Origin of the sequence: Streptomyces roseoverticillatus (genome assembly GCF_000719265.1) — a bacterium.
Classification (GTDB): domain Bacteria; phylum Actinomycetota; class Actinomycetes; order Streptomycetales; family Streptomycetaceae; genus Streptomyces; species Streptomyces roseoverticillatus.
Genome location: NZ_JOFL01000001.1, coordinates 294185 through 317159 on the forward strand (window position 1 = coordinate 294185; position 22975 = coordinate 317159).

General features: G+C 74.2%; 13 protein-coding genes and 2 pseudogenes. 4 read left to right on the forward strand and 11 right to left on the reverse strand.

The annotated features are described in order from the left end of the window. Positions 1-2: 2 nt before the first annotated feature. Complete coding sequence (locus tag IF61_RS0101335; RefSeq protein ID WP_030364282.1) at positions 3-806, reverse strand: crotonase/enoyl-CoA hydratase family protein; 804 nt, start codon at positions 804-806, stop codon at positions 3-5. A 174-nt stretch (positions 807-980) separates the two neighbouring features. On the opposite strand from IF61_RS0101335, the gene IF61_RS0101340 reads away from it, so the two are divergent. Together IF61_RS0101340 and paaK are read left to right on the forward strand one after the other, a co-directional pair. Next, positions 981-2621 carry an acyl-CoA synthetase gene (locus tag IF61_RS0101340; RefSeq protein WP_030364283.1) on the forward strand — a complete coding sequence of 547 codons (1641 nt, stop codon included), beginning with the start codon at positions 981-983 and terminating at the stop codon, positions 2619-2621. A 111-nt stretch (positions 2622-2732) separates the two neighbouring features. Continuing rightward, positions 2733-3995, forward strand: coding sequence for a phenylacetate--CoA ligase PaaK (gene paaK, locus IF61_RS0101345; protein WP_030364284.1), 1263 nt, complete (start codon positions 2733-2735; stop codon positions 3993-3995). A gap of 220 nt (positions 3996-4215) precedes the next feature. Here paaK and IF61_RS0101350 read toward each other — a convergent pair whose 3' ends face one another. Continuing rightward, positions 4216-5730, reverse strand: coding sequence for a fatty acyl-CoA synthetase (locus IF61_RS0101350; RefSeq protein WP_030364285.1), 1515 nt, complete (start codon positions 5728-5730; stop codon positions 4216-4218). A gap of 166 nt (positions 5731-5896) precedes the next feature. On the opposite strand from IF61_RS0101350, the gene IF61_RS0101355 reads away from it, so the two are divergent. Beyond that, positions 5897-8299, forward strand: coding sequence for a penicillin acylase family protein (locus IF61_RS0101355; RefSeq protein ID WP_030364286.1), 2403 nt, complete (start codon positions 5897-5899; stop codon positions 8297-8299). Positions 8300-8330: 31 nt separating this feature from the next. On the opposite strand, the gene IF61_RS0101360 is transcribed toward IF61_RS0101355, so the two are convergent. From IF61_RS0101360 to IF61_RS33145, 6 genes and pseudogenes are all read right to left on the reverse strand, one after another. After that, entirely contained in the window at positions 8331-9884 is a 1554-nt protein-coding gene (locus IF61_RS0101360; protein ID WP_030364287.1) for an acyl-CoA synthetase, read from the reverse strand. 453 nt (positions 9885-10337) lie between these two features. Further along, positions 10338-11429, reverse strand: a pseudogene (locus IF61_RS0101365) (NAD(P)H-dependent flavin oxidoreductase); the annotation flags it as partial. Positions 11430-11509: 80 nt separating this feature from the next. Then, complete coding sequence (locus IF61_RS0101370) at positions 11510-13813, reverse strand: serine/threonine-protein kinase (protein ID WP_030364289.1); 2304 nt, start codon at positions 13811-13813, stop codon at positions 11510-11512. After that, entirely contained in the window at positions 13795-14721 is a 927-nt protein-coding gene (locus IF61_RS0101375; RefSeq protein WP_030364290.1) for an oxygenase MpaB family protein, read from the reverse strand. Before IF61_RS0101375 ends, IF61_RS0101370 begins: the two co-directional genes overlap by 19 nt. 24 nt (positions 14722-14745) lie before the next feature. Next, positions 14746-15933, reverse strand: coding sequence for an acyl-CoA dehydrogenase family protein (locus IF61_RS0101380; RefSeq protein ID WP_030364291.1), 1188 nt, complete (start codon positions 15931-15933; stop codon positions 14746-14748). A 141-nt stretch (positions 15934-16074) separates the two neighbouring features. Then, positions 16075-16875: a phosphatase PAP2 family protein gene (locus IF61_RS33145; RefSeq protein ID WP_078659892.1), complete on the reverse strand. Its 801-nt coding sequence runs from the start codon at positions 16873-16875 to the stop codon at positions 16075-16077. A 554-nt stretch (positions 16876-17429) separates the two neighbouring features. Between IF61_RS33145 and IF61_RS0101390 the strand changes: the two genes are divergently transcribed. After that, the gene (locus IF61_RS0101390) at positions 17430-18668 is read left to right on the forward strand and encodes a serine hydrolase domain-containing protein (RefSeq protein ID WP_052392338.1); all 1239 of its coding nucleotides are present in this window, start codon (positions 17430-17432) and stop codon (positions 18666-18668) included. A gap of 91 nt (positions 18669-18759) precedes the next feature. Here IF61_RS0101390 and IF61_RS0101395 read toward each other — a convergent pair whose 3' ends face one another. From IF61_RS0101395 to IF61_RS36770, 3 genes and pseudogenes are all read right to left on the reverse strand, one after another. After that, complete coding sequence (locus IF61_RS0101395; RefSeq protein ID WP_078659893.1) at positions 18760-20379, reverse strand: phospholipase D-like domain-containing protein; 1620 nt, start codon at positions 20377-20379, stop codon at positions 18760-18762. Positions 20380-20513: 134 nt separating this feature from the next. After that, entirely contained in the window at positions 20514-21503 is a 990-nt protein-coding gene (locus IF61_RS37390) for a TIGR04222 domain-containing membrane protein (RefSeq protein ID WP_030364295.1), read from the reverse strand. Continuing rightward, a pseudogene (locus IF61_RS36770) lies at positions 21500-22949 on the reverse strand (multinuclear nonheme iron-dependent oxidase). The gene IF61_RS37390 and the pseudogene IF61_RS36770 overlap by 4 nt, the downstream one beginning before the upstream one ends. Positions 22950-22975: the final 26 nt, after the last annotated feature.

A 22975-nucleotide genomic window follows, 5' to 3' on the forward strand; every position in this document is an offset into this window, starting at 1 on the left:
CTTCAGGCGCGCCGGTAGACGGCGGGGCGCTTCTCGGCGAAGGCCCGGGTGCCCTCCTTGGCGTCGGCGCTGCCGAGGACGGGCAGGCCCCGTTCGAGTTCGAGGGCGAGGCCCGCGGCCTCGTCCAGGCCGGCGGTGTCGTGGACGCAGGCCTTGACGGCCTCGACGGCCAGCGGCCCGTTGGCGTTGACGAGTGCGGCGGTCTCCAGGGCCCGCTCCAGGGCCGTGCCGTCGGGGACGACGTGGCCGACGAGGCCGATGCGCGCGGCTTCGGCGGCGGTGTAGGGGCGGCCGGTGAGCAGCATCTCCAGGGCGTGGGTGCGCGGGATCTGGCGGGCGAGGCGGACGGTGGAGCCGCCGACGGGGAAGAGGCCCCGGCGCACTTCGAAGAGGCCGAAGACGGCGCTCTCGCCGGCGATGCGGATGTCGGTGCCCTGGAGGATCTCGGTGCCGCCGGCGACGCAGGGGCCCTCGACGGCGGCGATGACCGGTTTGCGCGGCCGGTGGTGGCGGAGCATGGCCTTCCAGTGCAGGTCGGGGTCGGCCTTGAAGCGTGCGCGGCAGGCGTCGTCCGCCGCCGGGCCCGGTCCGTGCAGCGCCTTGAGGTCCATGCCGGAGCAGAAGGCGCCGCCGGCGCCGGTGAGCACGACGGAGCGGATCGCGTCGTCCTCGTCGGCCTCCAGCCAGCCGTCGTGGAGCCCGGCCAGCATCGGCAGCGACAGGGCGTTCTTCGCTTCCGGCCGGTTGAGAGTGAGCACCAGTGTGGCGCCGACGCGTTCGACCGTGAGGTGTTCGGTCCCGCTCATGGGTGGCCCTCCCGTCCCGACGACCAGAACAGGGTGCAGGAGGCGTGGCCGGGGTTCAAGAGTTTTCTGACTTCCCGTCAGATTTCTTGGCCTTCCCGGGTTCCGGCCCTTCCTCCCTGCGGCCCGCGGCGCTCTAATGGGCGCCGGCCGCCGTTCCCCCGGGCAGGAGGAGACGTGGACTACAACCTCGCGGATCTCTTCGAGTCGGTCGTGGACGCCGTGCCCGGCAGGGAGGCCCTGGTCCACGCGGACCTCCCGGGTCCCGGCGCCGAGCGCCGGCTGACGTACGCGCAGCTCGACGCGGCCGCCAACCGGCTCGCGCACCACCTGCGCGACCAGGGGATCCGGCCGGGCGACCACGTCGGGCTGCACCTGTACAACGGCGTCGAGTACCTGCAGTCCTTCTGGGCCTGCCTGAAGATCCGGGCGGTGCCCGTCAACGTCAACTACCGCTACGTCGAAGACGAACTGGCCTACCTCTACCGGGACGCCGACCTCGTGGCGCTGGTCTTCGACGCCGCGTTCACCGCCCGGGTGGCCGCGGCGCTCCCCCGTACGGACGTGCTGCGCCACCTCGTGCGCACCGGGACGCCTCCGGAGGGGGCGCCCGAGCCCGCCCTCGCGCCCGTCCCCTTCGCCGAGGCCGAGGCGTCGGGCTCGCCCCTGCGGGGCTTCGGCCCGCGCTCGGCGGATGACCAGGTCGTCATCTACACCGGCGGCACTACCGGCCTGCCCAAGGGCGTGATGTGGCGCCAGGAGGACCTGTTCTTCTCCGGGCTCGGCGGCGGCGCGCCCACGGGCGAGCCGGTCGCGCACCCGGGGGAGCTGGCCGAGCGGGTCGCCGAGGGGGGCGAGGGCCTGGTCTTCTTCCCCACCGCGCCGCTGATGCACGGCACGTCCACGCTCACCGCGCTCATCGCCTTCGACTACGGCCAGAAGGTCGTGCTGCACAGCAGGTTCGCCCCCGAGGAGGTGCTGCGCACCGTCGAGCGCGAGAAGGTCACCTGCGTCTCCCTGGTCGGCGACGCGATGCTGCGGCCCCTGGTGGACGCGCTGGCCGGGCCGCTGCGGGGCACCGACTGCTCGTCGCTGTTCAGCGTGAGCAGCTCGGGGGCGATCCTGTCCCGCACCGTACGGGAGCAGTTCGCGGCGCTGCTGCCGCACGTGGCGCTGCTGAACAACTTCGGCTCTTCGGAGTCGGGCTTCAACGGCACCGCCGAGGACGGGGCGGGGGCGGAGGAGGCCGGTGGTCTCCGGCTGCGCGTCAACGACCGCACGGCCGTCGTCGACCCGGTCACGCACGAGCGCGTGGCGCCCGGCGGGGAAGGGCGCGTCGCGCAGCGCGGCCACGTGCCGCTCGGCTACTACAACGACCCGGAGCGGACCGCGGCGACGTTCTTCCGGGCGGGCGGCGAGCGGTGGGTGCTGCTCGGCGACATGGCGCGGGCCGGCGCGGACGGCGAGATCACGCTGCTCGGGCGGGGCTCGCAGTGCATCAACACCGGCGGCGAGAAGGTGTACCCGGAGGAGGTCGAGCAGGCGCTCAAGGCGCATCCGGACGTGTACGACGTGCTGGTCGCCGGCGTTCCGGACGAACGGTGGGGGCAGCGGGTGGCCGCCGTCGTCCAGTTGCGCGAGGGGGCGGGGCCGCTGCCTCCCGGCGTGCTGCAGGCGCACTGCCGCGCGCGGCTGGCGGGCTACAAGGTGCCGCGCTGCGTGGTCTTCACGGAGCGGGTGCGGCGATCGCCGAGCGGGAAGGCGGACTACCGGTGGGCGCGAGCGGTTGCGGAGGAGGGCGCGCGGACGGGGAGTTAGCGCCCTCTTGACGCCCGCCGCCGCCCCTGGATACTTGATCCCATGCAACGACCGAACGATCGGTTGGTTCCCGGAGCCGTTCCCGCCATTCCACGGGATCCGGCCGAGCGGATGTCCCGCGATGAACTGGCCGCGCTCCAGCTGGAGCGGCTGCAGGCCACCCTCCGGCGCGCCTACGAGCACGTGCCCTTCTACCGGCGGGCCTTCGACGCGGCCGGCATACGCCCCGAGGACTGCCGCAGCCTCGCCGGCCTCGCCCGCCTCCCGTTCACCACCAAGGCGGATCTCCGGGAGCACTACCCCTTCGGCATGTTCGCCGTTCCCGGCAGCGAGGTCCGGCGCATCCACGCCTCCAGCGGCACCACGGGCACCCCCACCGTCGTCGGCTACACCGACCGGGACCTGGACGTCTGGGCCGAGGTCGTCGCCCGCTCGATCCGCGCCGCCGGCGGGCGGCCCGGCGACAGGATCCACGTGGCCTACGGCTACGGCCTGTTCACCGGCGGTCTGGGCGCGCACTACGGCGCCGAGCGGCTCGGCTGCACGGTGATCCCCGCCTCCGGCGGCATGACCGCGCGCCAGGTCCGGCTGATCCAGGACCTGGAGCCCCGGATCATCATGGTGACGCCCACCTACATGCTCACCCTGCTCGACGAGTTCGAGCGCCAGGGCATCGACCCCCGGAGCACCTCCCTGACCACCGGCATCTTCGGAGCCGAGCCCTGGACGGAGGAGATGCGCCGGGAGATCGAGGAGCGCTTCGCGATCGACGCCGTCGACATATACGGCCTCTCGGAGGTCATCGGCCCCGGCGTCGCACAGGAGTGCGCCGAGACGAAGGACGGCCTGCACATCTGGGAGGACCACTTCTACCCGGAAGTCGTCGACCCGGTCACGGGAGAGGTGCTGCCCGACGGCAGCCACGGCGAGCTGGTCCTCACCTCCCTCACCAAGGAAGCCATGCCCGTCGTCCGTTTCCGCACCCGCGACCTGACCCGGCTCCTGCCCGGCACCGCCCGCCCCGCCTTCCGGCGGATGGAGCGGATCACCGGGCGCAGCGACGACCTGATCATCCTGCGGGGGGTCAACCTCTTCCCCGGCCAGATCGAGGAGATCGTGCTGCGGACGCCCGGCCTCGCCCCGCACTTCCAGCTCCGGCTCACCCGCGAGGGCCGCATGGACCACCTCACCGTCCGGGCCGAGGCGCGGCCGGAAGCGACGCCGGAGCAGCGGGTGGCTGCCGCCGGCGAGGTGGCGCGGCGGGTGAAGGACGGGGTCGGTGTAACGGTGGCCGTCGAGGTGGTCGACGGTGGGACGCTGGAAAGGTCGGTGGGCAAGCTGAAGCGGGTCGTGGACGAACGGGGGGCGGGGTGAGGGGGCCGGTGCGTTGCGGGGCCGGGCCGGGGGCTCCGGGGCAGGGTCCCTGGACCGTGCAGCCCGGCGGAGGCCGTTCCGGCGCCGCGGCGCCGGCAAAAATTGCCCGCCGCAACGGCGAGACACCATCGCGGCGCGGGTCCGGCGGAATCCGCGATCACAGCAGCGTGAATGCGGTCGTCATCCGCCCGAAGGGCAAACCGCAACCCGGACGTCGTCGTCATCCGCCCGAGAGGGCAAACCGCAGCTCTCTCTTCAGCACCTTGCCGGAGGCATTCCGCGGGAGGGCGTCCGCGAACAGCACGCGCTTCGGCACCTTGAAGGGGGCCAGCCGCTCCCGCGCGTACGCCACCAGCTCCTCCCCGGTCACGGTGCCGCGCGCGACGACCACGGCCGTGACCGCCTCGATCCACCGCGCGTCGGGGAGCCCGACGACCGCCGCCTCCGCGACCGCCGGATGACCGTAGAGCACGTCCTCGACCTCGCGGGAGGCGACCAGCACGCCACCGGAGTTGATGACGTCCTTCAGCCGGTCCACGACCGTGAAGTAGCCCTCGGCGTCCCGGACCGCCAGGTCCCCGGAGTGGAACCAGCCGTCCCGGAAGGCCTCCTCGGTCTCCTCGGGCTTGCCCCAGTACCCCCGGCACAGCTGCGGGGAGCGGTAGACGACCTCGCCCGGGGTGCCGTCGGGCACGTCCACGCCCTTGTCGTCCACGACGCGCGCCTCGACGAACATCACCGGCCGGCCGCACGAGTCCATCCGCCCCTCGTGCTCCTCGGGCCGCAGCACGGTGGCCAGCGGCCCGATCTCGCTCTGCCCGAAGCAGTTGTAGAACGCGAGACGGGGCAGCCGGGCCCGGAGCCGCTCCAGGACCGGCACGGGCATGACGGACGCCCCGTAGTACGCCTTGCGCAGCGCCGACAGGTCACGGGTGGCGAAGCCGGGGTGGCCGGCCAGTGCGATCCATACGGTCGGCGGGGCGAAGAAGCTGTCGGCCCGCCCCGCCTCCACCAGTTCGAGGATGCGGTCCGGGTCCGGCGCGTCGATGAGCGTGCTCTCGGCGCCCACCGCCAGGAAGGGCAGCAGGAACACGTGCATCTGCGCCGAGTGGTACAGCGGCAGGGCGTGCAGCGGCCGGTCCGTCTCCCTGAGGTCCAGGGCGGTGACCGCGCTCATGTAGGCGTGCACGAGCGCGCCGTGCGTCATCATCGCGCCCTTGGGCTGCGCGGTGGTGCCGGAGGTGTAGAGCAGCTGCACGAGGTCGCCCTGGTCCGGGCCGCCGACGGCGAGGGTGGCCCTGCCCACGCGCGGGGGCCGCACCGCCCGCTCCAGCAGGGAGCCCGTGGCGTCGCGCAGCGGCAGGGTGCGCACGGAACCGGGCAGCTGGTGGGCCAGGGCCGGGTCGGTGAGCACCAGCGCGCTGCCCGACTGCTCCAGGATGTAGCCCAGTTCACCGCCCGTGAGCCGGTGGTTGACGGGCACGTGCACCAGGCCGGCCCGGGCGCAGGCCAGGAAGCCGATCAGGTAGGCGTCGGAGTTGTGGCCGTAGGCGGCGACGCGGTCGCCGTCGCGCAGCCCGCTGCCGAGCAGGGCCAGGGCGGCGCCCGTCACGGCCTCGTCCAGCTCGCGGTAGGTCCAGACGCGCTCCTTGTACCGCAGCGCCGTCCGGTCCGGCACGCGCCGGGCCGTGCGCCGCAGGATGCCGTCCACCGTGCTGTCGTGGGCTCCCGTCATGCCCCGGATCCTGGGGCCGCCGCGCGCGGAAGGTCAAGAGGCGGCCGCATCGTGCCCGCGGTCAACTCCCCGCGCCGCCCGGGCGTCCTCCTCCTCGCAGGCGACTTCTCGTCCCTCTGTACCCATGGGAGCCACGTTGCCCTCACGCCATCGCATCCGCGCCCTGATGGGCCTCGGCCTGGCCGTGCTGACCTGCGCCGCCACCCTGCCCGGCGAGGCCGCGGCCGCCGCCGCGCCCGCCTCCGAACGCGCCTCGGGCGGCGGCCTGTCCGCCGTCATCCGCTACACCGAGTACGGCGTCCCGCACATCGTCGCCGGGGACTACGCGAACCTCGGCTTCGGCACCGGATGGGCCCAGGCCGCCGACCAGGTGTGCACGCTCGCCGACGGGTTCGTCACCCTGCGCGGCGAGCGCTCGGCCCGCTTCGGCCCCGGCGCACGGCCGGACGGATCCCTCTCGTCCGCCTCGACCAACCTCTCCAGCGACCTCTTCTTCCGCGGGCTCAACGACGCGAAGACCGTCGACAAGCTCCTCGACCGGCCCGCCCCGGCCGGCCCGACCCGGCAGGCCAAGGAGCTGATGCGCGGCTGGGCCGCCGGCTACAACGCCTGGCTGGCCCAGCACCGCATCAGTGACCCGGCCTGCCGCGGCGCCGGCTGGGTCACCCCGGTGACCACGCTCGACGTGGCGCGGCGCGGCTACGCGATCACCGTCCTCGGCGGCGAGGGCATGGCCGCCGACGGGATCGCCGGTGCCGCACAGCCCGGCACGGCGGCCCGTACCGCCAAGGCTCCGGCGGACCCGGCCGAAACGGCCCGCAAGGTCTTCGACCAGCAGCGCAGGGCCGCCGGCCTGGGCTCGAACGCGGTGGCCTTCGCGGGCTCCACCACCGCGAACGGCCGCGGCCTGCTGCTCGGCAACCCCCATTACCCGTGGCAGGGCGGCCGCCGCTTCTGGCAGTCGCAGCAGACCATCCCCGGCGAGCTGAACGTCTCCGGCGGCTCGCTGCTCGGCGTCCCCGTCGTGGAGATCGGCTACAACGAGCACGTCGCCTGGAGCCACACGGTCGCGACCGGCGTCCCGACGAGCCTGTACGAGCTCCGGACCGCGCCCGGCGACCCGCACGCCTACCTCGTGGACGGCAGACGGGAGAAGATGACCGAACGCAAGGTCACCGTGCCCGTGCGGGGCGAGGACGGCCGGACGTCCGAGGTCACCCGCAGCCAGTGGTGGACGCGGTACGGGCCGGTGGTCACCTCCCTCGACGAGCTCCCGCTGCCCTGGGCGGACGGCAAGGCGTACGCCCTGGTCGACCCCAACGCGGAGAGCCTGCGCTTCACCGACAGCTCCCTCGCCCTGGGCAAGTCCCGCAGCGTGCGCGGGATCCAGGACGCCCTGCGCCGCACACAGGGCCTGCCGTGGGTGAACACGATCGCCGCCGACTCCGGCGGTCACAGCCTCTACACCCAGTCCCAGATCCTGCCGCGCGTCACCGACGAGCTGGCCGGCCGCTGCTCCACCCCGCTCGGGAAGCAGACCTTCCCGGCCGCCGGCCTCGCGGTCCTGGACGGCTCGCGCGGGGACTGCGCGCTCGGGCGGGACGCCGACGCGGTCCAGCCCGGCGTCTTCGGGCCGTCCGCGATGCCGTCACTGGTCGACGCCCCGTACGCGGAGAACTCCAACGACAGCCCCTGGCTGGCCAATGCGGACCGGCCGCTCACCGGCTACCCGCGGATCTTCGGCGACGTCGCGACGCCCCGTTCGGTGCGCACCCGCGGCGCGATCGAGGACGTCTCCGCCATGGCGCGGCGCGGCGGGCTGACCGTGGCTGACCTGGAGCGGCAGCAGTTCGCGAACCGTGCTCCCGCGGGCGACCTGGCCGCGGCGGACGCGGCGAAGGCGTGTGCCGCGCTGCCGGGCGGGAAGGCGACGGGCAGTGACGGCAAGGCCGTCGAGGTCGCGGAGGCCTGCGGGGTGCTGGGCCGCTGGGACCGTACGGTGCGCACCGGCAGCAAGGGAGCGGTCCTCTTCGCCCGCTTCTGGGGCAGGCTCGTCCGCTCCGTCCCGCAGGCGGAGCTGTGGCGCGTCCCCTTCTCCGCCGCCGCCCCCGTCACGACGCCGAACACCCTCAACACGGCCTCCCCCGCGTTCGGCCGCGCCCTCGCCGACACCGTCGCCGAGCTGCGGTCGGCGGGCATCGCCCTGGACGCGCCCCTGGGCGAGCACCAGTTCGTCGTGCGGAACGGCCGAAGGATCCCCGTCTCCGGCGGCGCCGACGCGCTGGGCATCTGGAACATGATCGAGTCGGCGCCGTGGGACTCCGCCCGCGGCGGCTGGTCCGAGGTGCGGCACGGCTCCAGCTACATCCAGGCCGTCGGTTTCGAGGGCGGCTCCTGCCCGGTGGCCCGCACGCTCCTGACGTACGGGCAGTCCTCGGACCCCACGTCGCCGCACTCCGCGGACCAGACCCGGCTGTTCTCGGCCGGGCGCATGGTCCCGGGCAGGTTCTGCGAGAAGGAGATCATGTCCTCGCCGCAGCTGCGGGTGGTGCGCGTGAGCGAACGCTGACGGCTCCCGCCGGACCGGGGCCGGGCGCCGCTCACACCGGGCGGGCCCGGCCCTGCCAGTGGGGCTCGCGCAGCCGGCGCTTGTAGAGCTTGCCGTTGGGGTCGCGGGGCATGGCGGCGATGAACTCGACGGCCCTGGGCCGCTTGTAGCCGGCCAGGGCCCCGGCGCAGTGCGCGAGGATCTCCTCGGCCAGCGGGGCGCCCGGCGCGTGGCCCTCGGCCGGTTCGACGACCGCGCGGACCTCCTCGCCCCAGTCGTCGTGCGGCACGCCGAAGACGGCGGCGTCGGCGACGGCCGGGTGCCCGAGCAGCACGGCCTCGATCTCCGCGGGGTAGATGTTGACGCCCCCGGAGATGATCAGGTCGATCTTGCGGTCGCGGAGGAAGAGGTAGCCGTCCTCGTCCAGGTAGCCGAGGTCGCCGACGGTGAAGAAGTCGCCGATGCGGCCGGCCCGGGTCTTGCCGGCGTCCTTGTGGTACGCGAAGCCGCCGGTGGTCATCTTCATATAGACGGTGCCGAGCCGGCCCGCCGGGAGGCGGTTGCCGTCGTCGTCGAAGACGGCGAGCTCGCTGATGGGCCAGGCCTTGCCGACCGTGCCGGGCTTCTTCAGCCAGTCCTCGGCGGTGGCGAAGGCGCCGCCGCCCTCGCTGGCCGCGTAGTACTCCTCGATGCAGCCGCCCCACCAGTCGATCATCGCCCGCTTCACGTGGTCGGGGCAGGGCGCGGCGCCGTGCACGGCGTGGCGCATGGACGACACGTCGTAGCGGGCGCGGACGTGCTCCGGCAGGGCCAGCAGCCGCTGGAACTGGGTGGGGACCATGTGCGTGTGCGTGCACCGGTGGGTCTCGATGAGGCGCAGCATCTCCTCGGGCGCCCACTTGTCCATGACCACCAGCCGGTGGCCGATGTGCAGGGCCGCGGCCGCGAACTGCAGCACGGCCGTGTGGTAGAGCGGGGAGCACACCAGATGGGTGTTGCCGTCGAACGGCCGGATCCCGAAGATGCCGAGGAATCCGCCCAGATGGCCCTCCTCGGGCGGCCTGCCGGTGAGCGGGCGGCGGATGCCGCGGGGCCGGCCGGTGGTGCCGGAGGTGTAGTTCATGACCCAGCCGGCGGTGCGGCCGGCGGGCGGGGTGTCCGGGCGGTCGTCGAGGAGCGCGGCGTACGGGCGGAATCCCGCGATGTCCCCGACCGCGTAGCGCTTGGCGGCGGGCAGGGCGGCCTCGTCCGCGGCCGCGGCCGCCGTGGTGGCGAACCGCTCGTGGGCGATGAGCGCCTTGGCCTCGCAGTCGGCGACGATCCAGGCGATCTCCGGGCCCACGAGGTGATGGTTGACCGGCACCAGGTACAGGCCCGCCTGCGTCGCGGCGAGGTGGGCGGTGAGCAACTCGGCGCCGTTGGGGAGCACGACGGCGAACGCGTCCCCGGCCCGCAGCCCCGCGGCGCGCAGCCCGTGGACGAGCCGGTTGGCGGCGGCGTGCAGGCGGCCTGCGGTCCAGGTGCCGCCGGCCGGGTCGACGAGGACGACGCGGCCGGGGTCGGCGGCGGCCTGCGCCCAGAACCCGTTGGGCGGTGGGGGTGGCATGGGGCCTCCTTCGTCTGGCGGGTGGAGGGTGGACGGCGTGGGCGCGCTACGCGGTGCGGCGCCGGGCGCGAACGTGGCCGGGGCGGTCGGTCCGGCGCAGGACCAGGCCGCGGCGCTGCCGCGGTCGGAACGGGTGTCCCGCGCGTCCGCGCCCGGTCCGGCTCGTTCCGCAACGCCCGCGGCACCGGGCGCCGCAGGAGCCCCGCGGCCACGGCTCACCGGCAAGTCCTGCACTCACCGGCCCGGCCCGGCCTGATGGGTACCTTCCCCGGCACCGGGCGCCGGAGCGGCCTCGTGGCCACGGGCCTCGGGCGAGGCCTCCACGTCCTCGAGCGCCGCCGCCCGGTCGGCGCCGCCCCCGACGCCGGGAGTCGTGACGGCCCCGCGGGCCGCGGGCGCGTGCGGTGCGTCCGCGGGGAGTTCCGCCCGCCCGGAAGGGCCTTCCGCCCCCGACGCGATGCGGTCGAGGCGGGCGACGGCCCGTTCGAAGCCTCTGGTCAGGTCGTCGAAGACGGCCTGGACGCCGCGGCGGGTGGTCATGCTGCCGACGATCTGGCCGACCGGCGTGCCCAGCAGCGGCTCGGCCTCGTACTTCTGGATGCGGGTCAGCGCCTCGGCGACGAGGAGGCCCTGCAGGGGCATGGGGAGGGTGCCGGGGCCGGCGGGGTCCTCCCAGGCCTCGGTCCAGGCCGTGCGCAGCTGGCGGGCGGGCTTGCCGGTGAGGGCGCGGGAGCGCACGGTGTCGCCGGAGCCCGCGGCGAGGAGTTTGGCCGTCAGGGCCGGCGAGCCCAGGTCGGCCTCCTCGGTGGTGAGCCAGAGGGAGCCGAGCCAGACGCCCTGGGCGCCGAGGGCGAGCGCGGCGGCGATCTGCTCGCCGGAGCCGATGCCGCCGGCCGCGAGGACGGGCAGCGGTCCGACGGTGCGGACGACCTCGGGGGTGAGGACCATGGTGGCGATCTCGCCGGTGTGGCCGCCTGCCTCGTAGCCCTGGGCGACGACGACGTCGATGCCGGCGTCGGCGTGCCGGGCGGCGTGCCGGGCGCTGCCGGCGAGCGCGGCGACGAGGACGCCGTGGGCGTGGGCGCGCCGGACGACGTCGGCGGGCGGCGGGCCGAGGGCGTTGGCGAGCAGGGCGAGCGGGTGGTCGAAGGCGGTGTCGAGCTGGGCGCGGGCGACGTCCTCCATCCAGCCGGTGATGCGCCAGCCCTGCCGGTCCCCGGCGGCGAGTTCGGGTACGCCGTGCCGGGCCAGGGTCTCGCGGACGAACCGGCGGTGCCGTTCGGGGATCATCGCCTCGACGTCCGCCTCGGTGACGCCTTCCACCTTCTTGGCGGGCATGACGACGTCGAGCCCGTACGGTCTGCCGCCGGTGCGGGCGTCCATCCAGTCGAGGTCCCGGGCGAGGTCGCCGGGGTCGGTGTAGCGGACGGCGCCGAGGACGCCGAGCCCTCCGGCGCGGGAGATCGCCGCGGCGACCGCGGGGAAGGGCGTGAAGCCGAAGACGGCGTGCTCGATGCCCAGCCGCCGGCTCAACTCGGTCTGCATGGGCGGCAGGATGCCGCAGGGGTCCGGGCGAGGGAAGAGGTTTTCTGACGCAACGTCAGAAAAACCGGGCAGGCCGCCGCTCAGCGGTGCAGCGGCCGCCCCCGCGCGGCCCCGACCCGGCGGACCGCCGCGACCTGCCGGTAGAGCTCCACGGCCTCCGTGGAGCGGCCCAGCTGTTCGAGGCAGTGCGCCTCGTCGTTGCGGCTGGTGAGGGCGTCCGGATGGTCGGCGCCCAGGACCCGCTGCCGGGCCTGCGCGACCTCGCGGTAGACGGCGAGGGCCTCGGTCCAGCGGCCGAGCCAGCCGAGCCCGACCGCGATCTCGCGCCGGCTGACCAGCGTCTCGGGATGGTCGGCGCCCAGCACCCGCTCGCGCACCGCGCACACGTCGCGCGCCTCGGCCAGGGCCTCCTCCCAGCGCCCGAGGCGGCCGAGGTTGACGCCGAGGCAGTGCCGGGAGCGCAGGGTGTCCGGGTCCTCGGGCCCCTGGGCGCGGGTGCGCTCGTCCACGAGCTCGCGGAACAGCCGCAGGGCCTCCGCGCTGCGCTGGAGGCGGCCGAGGCAGATGCCGGTCTCGTAGCGGGCGGCGAGCGTGTCGGGGTGGCCGGCGCCGAGCACCCGCTGCCGCGCGACGGCCACTTCGCGGTAGGTCTGCAGCGCCTCGGTCCAGCGGCCCAGCTGCCCGAGGGCGTAACCCACCTCGTAGCGGCTGACGAGGGTGTCCGGGTGGGCCGGGCCCAGCACCCGGGAGCGGGTGACCGCCACCTCGCAGGCCATGCGGTACGACTCCTCCAGCCGGCCCAGGCGGCCGAGGTTGAAGGCCAGGTTGTGGCGGCAGCGCAGGGTGTCCGGGTGGTCGGGGCCCGCGGTCCGCTCGCGCGCGGCGAGCACGGCGGCGTACACGTCGTGCGCCTCGAAGTGCCGGCCGAGCTGCCCGAGGACGTACGCGGTCTCCTGGCGGGCGGCGAGCGTGGCCGGGTGGTCCGGCCCGAGGACGCGCTCGCGCCCGGCCGCGGCGCGGGCGTACTCGCGCAGCGCCTCGCCGGGGCGGCCCAGCACGCTGAGGGCGAAGGCGGCCTCGTAGCGGCTGGTGAGGGTGTCGGGGTGGTCGGGGCCGAGGAGCCGCTCGCGGTCGGCGGCGACGGCGGCGTGCGCCCGGCCGGCCTCCTCCCAGCGGCCCAGCCGGCCCAGGCGCAGGCCCTCCTGGTGGCGGGCCACGAGCGCGGCGACGGCTTCCGGCGCGGGCGGGACGGCCGGCTCGCGGACAGCGGGCAGGCCGCCGGCGGGCACGGCCGTGAGCCCGGCCGGCCCCGCGGGCCCCGCGGTCCAGGCGCCCGTGAGCGCCGCCGCCGGGTCCGGCGGGAGCGCCGTCCGCGGCCCGGGGCCGGTCGCCTTGGAGCCGGTGGTCATGTTCCTGGCCCAGCCGGGCAGCCGGGGTTCGGGCAGCCGGACGGCCGCCCGCACGGGGTGCGGGCGGCGCTCGGGCGGCGTCCGGTGGACGGTCACCGGGCGGGCAGGCCGGCCGTGGGGTTCCACCACGAGCAGGCGGCCGTGGAGGTCCGCGGCGTCGGGAGGGCGGTCGTCGGGGTCCTTCGCGAGCAGGTCGAGGACGATGCGTTCGAAGGCCTCCGGCAGCTCCGGACGGTGGGTGCGCGGCGGCAGGGGCGCGGTGTCCCGGTGGCCGACGAGCACGGCCCAGGCGTCGTCCATGTCGAACGGCGGGGCGCCGGTGGCGAGCTCGTACAGCACGCAGCCCAGGGAGTACAGGTCGCTGCGGTGGTCGACGGGGCCGCCGCCGATCTGCTCGGGCGACATGTAGTGGGGCGTGCCCATGGCGATGCCGGTGCCAGTGAGGCGGGAGGAGACCGAGGAGTAGCCGATGGAGTCGCCGAGCCGGGCGATGCCGAAGTCGCAGATCTTCACGCTGCCGTCGGTCAGCCGCATGACGTTGGCGGGCTTGAGGTCCCGGTGGACGACTCCCTGACCGTGGGTGTAGGCGAGGGCGGCGGCGACCTGCTCGGCGATCTCCAGGATGTCGGGCACGGCCAGCGGGCGCCCGCAGGTGTCCTCCAGGAGCTCGCTGAGGTTGCGGCCGTCGAGGAGCTCCATGACCAGGTAGAGCACGCCGTCGGACTCGCCGAAGTCGTGGATGACGGTGATGCCGCGGTGCTGCAGGGCGGCCGCGACGCGCGCCTCGCGCCGGAAGCGCTCGCGCAGCACCCGGAGGTAGGAGGGCTCGTGCCGCGGCCCCATCGGCTTGAGGCACTTGACGGCGACCTGCCGGCCGAGCGACTCGTCGAGCGCCCGCCACACCTCGCCCATGCCGCCCCGCCCGATGCGTTCGAGCAGGCGGTACCGCCCTTGGATCAGCCTGGTGTCCACCATCCCGCGCCGCCGCCCCCGTCGATGCCCCGCGCCTCCCCCGGCCCGTCCAGTATGGCGGCCCGTCTGTGCAGGTTGTAGACGGAAGGACGGGTACCGGGCCCGAGTCTGGCGACCGCGCGGAGGATGTGCTTGGGCGGAAGCTGCCAGCGGACACCGGCGGGGATCAGACGCAGCGCGGCGCCCGCGGCGCGCAGCCGGCGGGTGACGACGGCCGGGGGCGGGGCCGGCCGGCCGTACAGCTCGTGGGCCCAGGGAGGCAGCGCGGCGTAGGCGAGGGAGGCCACCCGGCCCCAGACCAGGGCGCGGGCCGGGACCGCCGGGAGCGGCACGGGCGGGCGCCGCAGGAAGGCGTCGACCCCGCGGGCCTCCGGGGTGAGGGCGAGCTCGGGGCGCACCTTCTCGAAGTAGGCGGCCAGCCGCCCGGTGGTGTCGGGCACGTCGGCGGGATCGAGGCCCACGAGGCGGGCGGACTGCCGGTGTTCGGCGCAGTAGGCGTCGGCCCGGGCGGCGCTGAGGCGGATGCCGGAGCGGCGGACGACGTGGAGGTAGGAGTCGATTTCGGCGCAGTGCACCCACAGCAGCAGGCCGGGGTCGTCCACGGGGTAGCGCTCGCCGGTGGCGGGGTCGGTGGCGGACAGCCGGCGGTGGATGCCGCGGACGGCGGCGCCCGCGCGCTCGGCGGCCTCGGTGGTGCCGTACGTGGTGGTGCCCACGAAGTTCGCGGTGCGCAGCAGGCGGCCCCAGGCGTCCTTGCGGAAGTCGGAGTTCTGCGTGACGCCGCGGACCGCGCGGGGGTGCAGCGCCTGCAGCCACAGGGCGCGCACCCCGGCGATCCACATCATGGGGTCGCCATGCAGCTGCCAGGTCACCGAGGCGGGCCCGAAGAGCCCGGGGTCGGCTTGCGGCATGGGGCACCTCCCGTCGTCGTCAGGTTAGCGGCGCACGCGCGGCATCCCCAGGCCGATCCAGGAGATGATCTCCCGCTGGATCTCGTTGTTGCCGCCGCCGAAGGTGAAGACGACGGCGGCGCGGTAGGCGCGTTCCAGTTCGCCGTGGAGGGCGGCGCCGGCGGAGCCCTCCTTGAGGGGGCCCGCGGCGGCGAGGACCTCCATGAGCCGGGCGCAGGCGTCGCGGCGGGTCTCGGAGCCGTAGACCTTGGCGGCGGAGGCGTCCTGCGGGGTGAGGGCGGAGCGCTGCAGGGCGTCGACCATCTGCCAGTTCAGGAGCTTCATGGCCTCCAGGCTCAGATGGGTGCGGGCGAGGCGGGTGCGGACCCAGCCGAGGTCGATGACGCGGCGGCCGTCGGCGAGCTTGGTGGCGGCGGCCCAGCGCCGGACGTCGCGCAGGGCGCGGATCGCGGTCGCGCCGTGGGCGGCGAGGGTGACGCGCTCGTGGTTGAGCTGGGTGGTGATCATCCGCCAGCCCTGGTTCTCCTCGCCTACGCGGTTGCGGACGGGGACGCGCACGTCCTCGTAGTAGCCGGCGGTGGTGCTGTGGGAGGCGAGGGTGTTGATGGTGGTGCAGGAGTAGCCCGGGGAGCTGGTCGGTACGAGGAGGAGCGTGATGCCCTTGTGCGGCGGGGTGCCGTCCGTGACGGGGGTGGTGCGGACGGCGAGCCAGATCCAGTCGGCGCTGTCGCCGTTGGTGGTCCAGATCTTCTGCCCGTTGACGACGTAGTCGTCGCCGTCGCGCACGGCGCGCGTCGTGAGGGAGGCGAGGTCGGTGCCGGCGTCGGGCTCGCTGTAGCCGATGGCGAAGTCCAGCTCGCCGGAGAGGATCCGCGGCAGGAAGTACGCCTTCTGCTCGGCGGTGCCGAACTGCATGAGGGTGGGGCCTACGGTGTTGAGCGCCATCAGGGGCAGCGGCACGCCGGCCTGGGCGGCCTCGTCGAAGAAGATGAACTGCTCCATCGGGGTCCGGCCGCTGCCGCCGTACTCGGCGGGCCAGCCCACCCCGAGGCGGCCGTCGGCGCCGAGGCGGCGGATCGTGGCGCGGTAGAAGCGCTTCTGCGCGGCGGGGTCGTCGTGGCTCTCCGGGTCCCGGCCAAAGGCCAGTCCGGCGAAGTAGTCGCGCAGCTCGGCGCGGAAGCGCTGCTGTTCCGGGGTGTACTCGAGGTCCACGGCCCCTCCAGGGTCTCGCCCGCACCGACGGCGCACACCGTAGAACCTGTTCCAGAAATGTGGAAGGCGCAGAAAAAACAGACCTCGCAGGGCGTCGGCCCTGCGAGGTCCCGTCAGAGGCGGCGGACGGCGCCGCGGCCGTCAGCGGCCGGCGTGCCGGCGGTGACGGCCGCCCGAGGCGGCGCCGCTTCCCCCGCCGCGGCGCCGGCTGTGCGGCACGGGACGGGTGTGGTCGTGGTGGCCGCCGTGCTCCGCGGCCTCCAGCTCGGCGAGCTCCTGGTCCAGGCCGAAGCGCTCCAGCAGCGGGATGCGGTAGAGCCGCGGCAGCAGCCAGGCGTGCCAGACGCCGGTGACGAAGAGGATCGCGGACGAGGCGATCAGGACCGAGCCGAGGGTGTCGGTCGGGTAGTGGGCGCCGACGTACCACCGGGAGAAGGCGACGAGCAGCACGGCGAAGGCGCCGACGACCAGCACGGTGCGCCGGTGGCGCGACTCCCGGAAGAGGAAGTACGCGGCGATGACCACGGCCACGGTGAAGGCGGTGTGGCCGCTGGGGAAGCTGTTGGAGCCGATCTCGGGGTCCAGCATGAACTCCCGCGGCGGCCGGGGCCGGGCGACGATGGCCTTCGCGAGCTGGGTGCTGTTCCAGCCGACCGCGACGACGAGGAAGGTGGCGACCGCCGTCACCGGCCGGCGCCGCACGAACAGCAGCCAGCCGCTCCAGACCGCGAGGATCAGGACGCCCGCGACCGGGGACGCGAGAGCGCTGACCCCCTCCATGACCACGTTCAGCCACCCGGTGCGGAAGGTGGTCTGGACCGTGCGGTCCAGCTTCAGGTCGTGCGGCTGGATGAGGTCGGTGTGCACCGCGACCAGGCCCAGCGCGATCGCGACAGCGAACAGCAGGAGGGAGTTGCGCAACCAGTGGCGCACGTACGGCATGGGTGGGGCGTCCTTTGGATCGGTAGGGCGGTACCGGCACGGCAGTACCCGCGAAGGTGACGATCGCCTGCCGCAGAGGATGACGACGGCACGGCTGTACGGCAAAGCTACACGCGCCCCGCCCGCACCCCCTCGGTGGCGCCCGCCGCGGGCGGCAGGCACGGGCCGCCGGCACCGGCCGCCACCGGGCGCGGAGCACCCTGGGTGAGCGAGTTATACCCGACAGTGACACCCCGGCCGGACGTGAAGACGGCTGCCGCGCAGCGCTGGAGCGGTCGCAGGGTACGGGATTCAGCCGATCGTGGGGCGAGGCCGCCCGGGCCGGGGACGGTCACCCTTGACGCCGCGGCCCCCTTTGCGGTTCCCGCGCGGTGGATTCTGTGCGGTATCTCAACCCGATCGCACACCCTGACACACACCCGGCCTTAAACCGGATGCTCCCCTTCCAGGTGGCCTGATCTCGAGCCTCCCCCACAAGGCCCTTCAACCCCAGGCGCCTTGGTGAAGTCCTGCCTCGTGTCCGCACACCGGCCGGAGCAGAGGGGTTGCACACCATGACCATGCGCACCATCCACAGAGCAGTGACGGGAGCACTGGCCACCGCCGCGGTGACCGCGGCGGTCCTCACCGTCCCCGCGGCGGCCGGCACGGCCGACGGCACCGCCGCCGGGCGCCACGACCGGCACTCCGCCACCCGCAGCGCCATGGAGGCCCAGATACGGGCGGGCATACCCGGCGTCCTGGGGCAGACCCGGGACGCCGGCGGCACCTGGCAGGGGTCCGCGGGGGTCGCCGATCTCGACACCGGGCGCCCGCGCCTCCCCCAGGACCGCTTCCGCATCGGCAGCGTCAGCAAGGTCTTCACTTCCGTCGTCCTGCTCCAGCTGGAGGCCGAGGGCAGGCTGAGCCTGGACGACTCCGTCGACCGCTGGCTGCCGGGCGTGGTCCGGGGCAACGGCCACGACGGCCGGAAGATCACCGTCCGGCAGCTGCTCAACCACACCAGCGGGATCTACAACTACACCGCGGACCCCGAATTCCAGAAGTTGATCGGCCCCGGCTTCCGCGAGCACCGCTTCGAGACCCACACCCCGGCCGAGCTGGTGAAGATCGCGACGGCGCACGCGCCGGACTTCCGGCCGGGCGAGGGCTGGAACTACTCCAACACCAACTACATCCTCGCCGGCATGATCACCGAGAAGGTGACGGGCCACTCGTACGCCACCGAGATCGAGCGGCGCGTCATCCGGCCCCTCGGCCTCCGCGCCACCACCCTCCCGGGCACGTCGCCGAAGATGCCCGACCCGCACGGCACGGCGTACAGCAAGCTCGGATCCGAGGACCCGAGCACGCAGCCCTTCGACGCCACCGAGCTCAACCCGTCGTGGGGCGGGGCCGCCGGCGAGATCATCTCCACCACCGGCGACCTCAACCGCTTCTACCAAGCCCTGATCGGCGGGAAGCTGCTGCCCGGGGCCCAGCAGCGCGAACTGCAGACCACCGTCTCCACCGGCGGCAAGATGCCCGGCGCCCGCTACGGCCTCGGGGTCGCCGAGATCCCGCTGTCGTGCGGGGTGACCGTCTGGTCGCACACCGGCGGCATCCACGGCTCCGTCACCCTGGCCGCCTCCACGGCCGGCGGCAAGCACACCGCCGCCTTCAACCTGAACGGCGACTGGGCCGGCGACCTCACCGCGCTGACCGAGGCCGAGTACTGCGGCAAGGCGCCCTCCGGGGACTTTGCCGGGCGGACGCCCGACCGCGCTCCGCAGAAGGTCATGACGCTGCGCTGACGCGGCAGGGACTCCGGCAATGACCGCGGCCCGCGGCTGGTGACAGCCGCGGGCCGCGGTTTCCTGCGGGTGGGCGAGGACCGTCAGGCGCTCAGCCCTGGCAGATCCCCCGGGCGTAGTCGAAGGTCGCGGTCGCCTGCGAGTACTTCCACTGCGGGGCCAGCAGCTCGGAGTCGAGCTGCTTGGCGGCCTCCGGGCTCTCCACCACGTACCCGAAGTCCTGCAGCCAGGACGGGTAGAGGTTCTTCGAGCCGATGTAGAAGGCCGAGCCGTCCACCGAGACCAGCTTGTGGTGCTGGGCGTACGGCTTGCCGTCCGCCCACTTGGCGCTGTCCGAGCTGCGGGCGGTCGCGAGCTGCAGGTTGCCGCACATGGCCGTCTTCGCGCCCTGCGCGCCGCCGGGCAGCAGCGAGAGGCGGTTGCGCAGGACGTCGCTGATCTCGTTCAGCGACTTGATCTGCGAGTAGCCTCCGCTGCCGACGGCGCCCCGGTTGGCGGGGTCGCTGACGACGATGCGCACCTTCACGCCGGCGGCCAGCTTCGCCGCGAGCGCGTCGTAGAGGCGGACGTCGTAGCGCGGCAGCGGCGGGCAGGTGGCGTTGAGGTCCTGCTGGGAGATCTCGACGTGGCTGCGCGCACTGCCGACGAGGGCGCGCAGGGCGCTCTCCTCGGGGTTGACCGTGTCGTAGTCGCGGTCGGCGTTGGTGTTGTCGTGCAGGCCCACGACGCACTTGGTGTCGGGTGCCGACGGCAGCTCCGGCCGGAAGGACGAGGACGGGTCGGAGTCCTTGATGCCGACGCCCAGTCCGCCGACGGCGATGACGGGGACGTTCCCGGTGGCCGGGGCCGCCGCGGGGTTGGCGTCCTTCTCCATCGTGGGCATGCAGCCGGCGCCCGGGGAGGCGGCGAACCAGACGCTCGCGATGTTGCTCTTGTTCTCGCAGGTCCAGGACCACAGCTGGTCCAGGTACCGGCCGGCGGAGCCGGCGGCGGGCCCGGTCAGGGCGAGGTCGACGTCGGACACCGGGTGGGTGGTGTCGACGTAGTCGTCCTTCCAGCTGTTGATGCCGCCGGTGATCGCCGACTGCCCGTCCACGACCAGGAGCTTGGAGTGGTTCCAGGAGAACGCGGTCTTGGAGGTGGTCATCGACGCGACGTTGAGCGTGATGCCGTCGGCGGCCTTGCCGAGCTTGTCGCGCAGCTCGTCGCGGTACTTCGAGGGCAGCACGTTCATGTGGTAGACCGGCGCGGCCCCGACGAGGACGCGGACCTTCGGCTTGTTGCCGTTCTCCACCGACTTCTTCAGGCCGGCGACGATCGCGTCCTGGAACGCCCCGTTGGGGAACGGGGCGAGGGTGGATATGTCGACGGTGCGCGTGGCCTTCGAGATGTTCTCGGTCATCCTGGCCAGCAGCCGCTTCGTGCCGGGGCGCTCGGTGCAGCCCGCGTCGCCCCAGCAGCCGGGCGTCTGCAGCAGCCAGCCGGCGGGATCACCGGCAGGGGCGTCGAGCGCGTTGCCCGCCGTGCGCTCCCACACGTGGCCTTCGAGGCCGGGCGAGACCTGACGGAGAGTCTGCTCGACGGCGTCGAGGTGCGGGGTGCCGGAGGAGTCGGCGGACGCCGGGGTCGCGGGGAGCGCGGCGAGGGCGAGGGCGGAGACCGCCGCGGGGCCTGCAATACGGGTTAAACGGCGGAGCCGGTGACGAGCCAAGGTGCTTCCTTTTCGGGGGTGCTGGTAACGACCAGGTGATCGAGAAGTGATCACCTGGTGAAGCTACCAGCTCACCGGAAGGAAGCGTTCAGGAGGAACCGTCCAGGAAAGTCCAGGAACCGTTCAGAAACCGATCAGGAAGAACAGCTGCTGCCGCCGCCGCAGCTGGAGCTCGAACTGGAGCAGGAGGAACCGGAGGAGCAGCTGGAGTGACCCGAGTGTCCCGAGTGGTGGGAGCCGGAGGAGCAGCTGGAAGCGCCGGAACAGCTGTACCCGCCGGAGGAGTAGGAGGTGTACGACGACGAGGACGAAGAGGAGGACTTCGCGGACTTGGAGGTCTTCGCGGGGGTGCGCTTGGCGGGGCGCGACACCGCCGCCAGCCTGAGCTGGTGCAGGTACGACTCGTCCGGCTCCGGCCCGCCCGTGCCGTGCACGGCGACGACGCCCGCGACGCCTTCCGGGTGCCCGGCGGACGTCCGGGCGCTCCAGGGGCCGGTCCTCCCCACCCGGTCGGTGAACTCCTGGCCGCGCGGCGTGAGCCCGGGCTTCGGGCGCGGCCCGTACGCCATGCGGAGCTTGATGCCGCCCGCGAGGAGGACGAGCCCCACGATCGCCACCGGGAGGGCGGCGGACACGCCGAGCAGCCCCAGGGCGATGACGCCTCCGACGACCAGGCCGCCCACCTGCACCTCCCCGGCCCGCTTCCACTTCTCCTCCGCCGCGCGGGATATCAGCAGCCCGCGGTTGACGAGCGAGCTGCGGACGCCGTCCACGGCTTGGTCGAACTGCAGCTGGACGCGGAGCCGGTACAGCTCGGTGCCCCAGTCGGAGCCGCAGCGGGCCAGCAGGGCGCGCTCCACGGCGTTGCAGGCGACGGCCCGCTCCACCTTCAGCTTGCCGCTGCTGTTGACGGACACCCGCCCGTCCTCGCACATGCGGGTGATGGCGGTGTCCACCACCCGGATCGGCCCGCCCGTCATGTGCGCGACGCCGAGGAGGTCCGGTTCGCCCCGTACGGACGGCGGGAGGGCGAGCGTACGGCGGCGGGTGACGGCCAGCCGGGCCGAGGGGACCAGGAGGGCGAGGAACATCACGAGGGAGAGCACGATGATGCCGGCGGTCATAGATCGGTTGCCTTTCGGGTCACGCGTGAACGAAGGGTGCGCCAGGCCGAGGCGAGGCGGGCGGACGGTGGGCGGGCCTCGGCCGTGTGGTCCGTCGCACGGTCCGGCGTGGCATGCGCCTCCCGCCACGCCGCGAGGCGCTCCCGCTGCCCCGGGTCGGTGAGTGCGCCGTCCGTCTCCAGGAGCCGGGCGGCGAAGTCGAGGGCGTCCTGGCGGTATCCGTGGCGCATGGGGCGGCCGCGGGCGTGGTCGAGGAACAGCCGCCGGAAGTCCGCCCCGAGGATCGCGGGCAGCTCCGGCGCGACCTTCGCGACGACCTCCGCGCGCTTGCCCAGCAGCGCCTGGCGCTGGGTCCGCAGCCGCTGCGGGTCGTGGCCGGCCGGCGGGGGCGCGTCCGCGACGAGCGCCGAGAGCAGGGCGTGCTGGGCTTGCGCGAGGCGCAGGCGTGCGGCGTCGGCCGTGGAGGCGGTGGGATCCGAGGGGGGCATGAGGCCCGATGGGGCCGAGGTGGCTATGGGATCTTTGGGGTCCGAGGTGACTACGGGATCCGTGGGTTCAGACACCGGAGGCCTCCTTCTGCCGCCGGGCCGGCTGCACGGGGCGCCGGGCTCCGGCCACCGTCGCCCTCACCGCGCCGAGTTCCGCCGCGAGCTCGTCCGCCCCGGGGAAGGCGTCGTCCCTCTCCAGGAGGACGCCGGGGAGGGCGACGCGGGAGGCCAGTTCGGCGAGGACGTCGAGGACGGGCCGGGTGACGGGGTGGGCGTGGGTGTCGTGCCACAGGCCGTCGCGCTCGGTGCCGCCGGCCACGTGCACGTAGGCGATGGCGTCGAGCGGCAGCTCGTCCAGCGCGGCCGCCGGGTCCTGGCCCAGGTTGACGTGGTTGGTGTGGAGGTTGGCGACGTCGACGAGCAGCCTCACGCCCGTCCGCTCGACGAGCTCGGCAAGGAACCGGCCCTCGGTCAGCTCCTCTTCGGGCCAGGTCATGAGGGCCGCGATGTTCTCCAGGGCGAGCGGTACGGGCAGCATGTCCTGCGCGATGCGGACGTTCTCGCACAGGACGTCCAGGGCGTCGCGGGTGCGGGGCACGGGCAGCAGGTGGCCGGCCTCGATGCGCGGCGAGCCGGTCAGCGGCCCTCCGGAGCGTACGAAGGCGATGTGCTCGGAGACGAGCGGCGAGCCGAGGGCCTCGGCGCGCTCGGCCAGCGCCGCGAGGCGGGCGAGGTCGGGGCGCTCCGCGCCGCCCAGGCCGAGGGAGACGCCGTGCGGGATCACCGTCGTGCCGCGCTCGCGCAGCCGCCGGATCGGCTCAGGGAGGTGGCCGGGGCAGATGTTCTCGGCCACGACCTCCACCCAGTCGGCGCGGACCGGTCCGGCGAGGGCGGCGGCGAGCTCCGCCCGCCAGCCGACCCCCGTCCCCAGCGCACCGGGCACACCGGAATCGCTCATGGTCCCGCCCCCCGTCTTTCCTGTGC

Coding starts and splice junctions, on each gene's coding strand:
- IF61_RS0101390 (WP_052392338.1), top strand. CDS start 17,430: ATGACCATGCGCACCATCCACAGAGCAGTGACGGGAGCACTGGCCACC.
- IF61_RS0101360 (WP_030364287.1), bottom strand. CDS start 9,884: ATGCCACCCCCACCGCCCAACGGGTTCTGGGCGCAGGCCGCCGCCGAC.
- IF61_RS0101375 (WP_030364290.1), bottom strand. CDS start 14,721: ATGCCGCAAGCCGACCCCGGGCTCTTCGGGCCCGCCTCGGTGACCTGG.
- IF61_RS0101350 (WP_030364285.1), bottom strand. CDS start 5,730: ATGACGGGAGCCCACGACAGCACGGTGGACGGCATCCTGCGGCGCACG.
- IF61_RS0101335 (WP_030364282.1), bottom strand. CDS start 806: ATGAGCGGGACCGAACACCTCACGGTCGAACGCGTCGGCGCCACACTG.
- IF61_RS33145 (WP_078659892.1), bottom strand. CDS start 16,875: ATGCCGTACGTGCGCCACTGGTTGCGCAACTCCCTCCTGCTGTTCGCT.
- IF61_RS37390 (WP_030364295.1), bottom strand. CDS start 21,503: ATGACCGCCGGCATCATCGTGCTCTCCCTCGTGATGTTCCTCGCCCTC.
- paaK (WP_030364284.1), top strand. CDS start 2,733: ATGTCCCGCGATGAACTGGCCGCGCTCCAGCTGGAGCGGCTGCAGGCC.
- IF61_RS0101370 (WP_030364289.1), bottom strand. CDS start 13,813: ATGGTGGACACCAGGCTGATCCAAGGGCGGTACCGCCTGCTCGAACGC.
- IF61_RS0101355 (WP_030364286.1), top strand. CDS start 5,897: ATGGGCCTCGGCCTGGCCGTGCTGACCTGCGCCGCCACCCTGCCCGGC.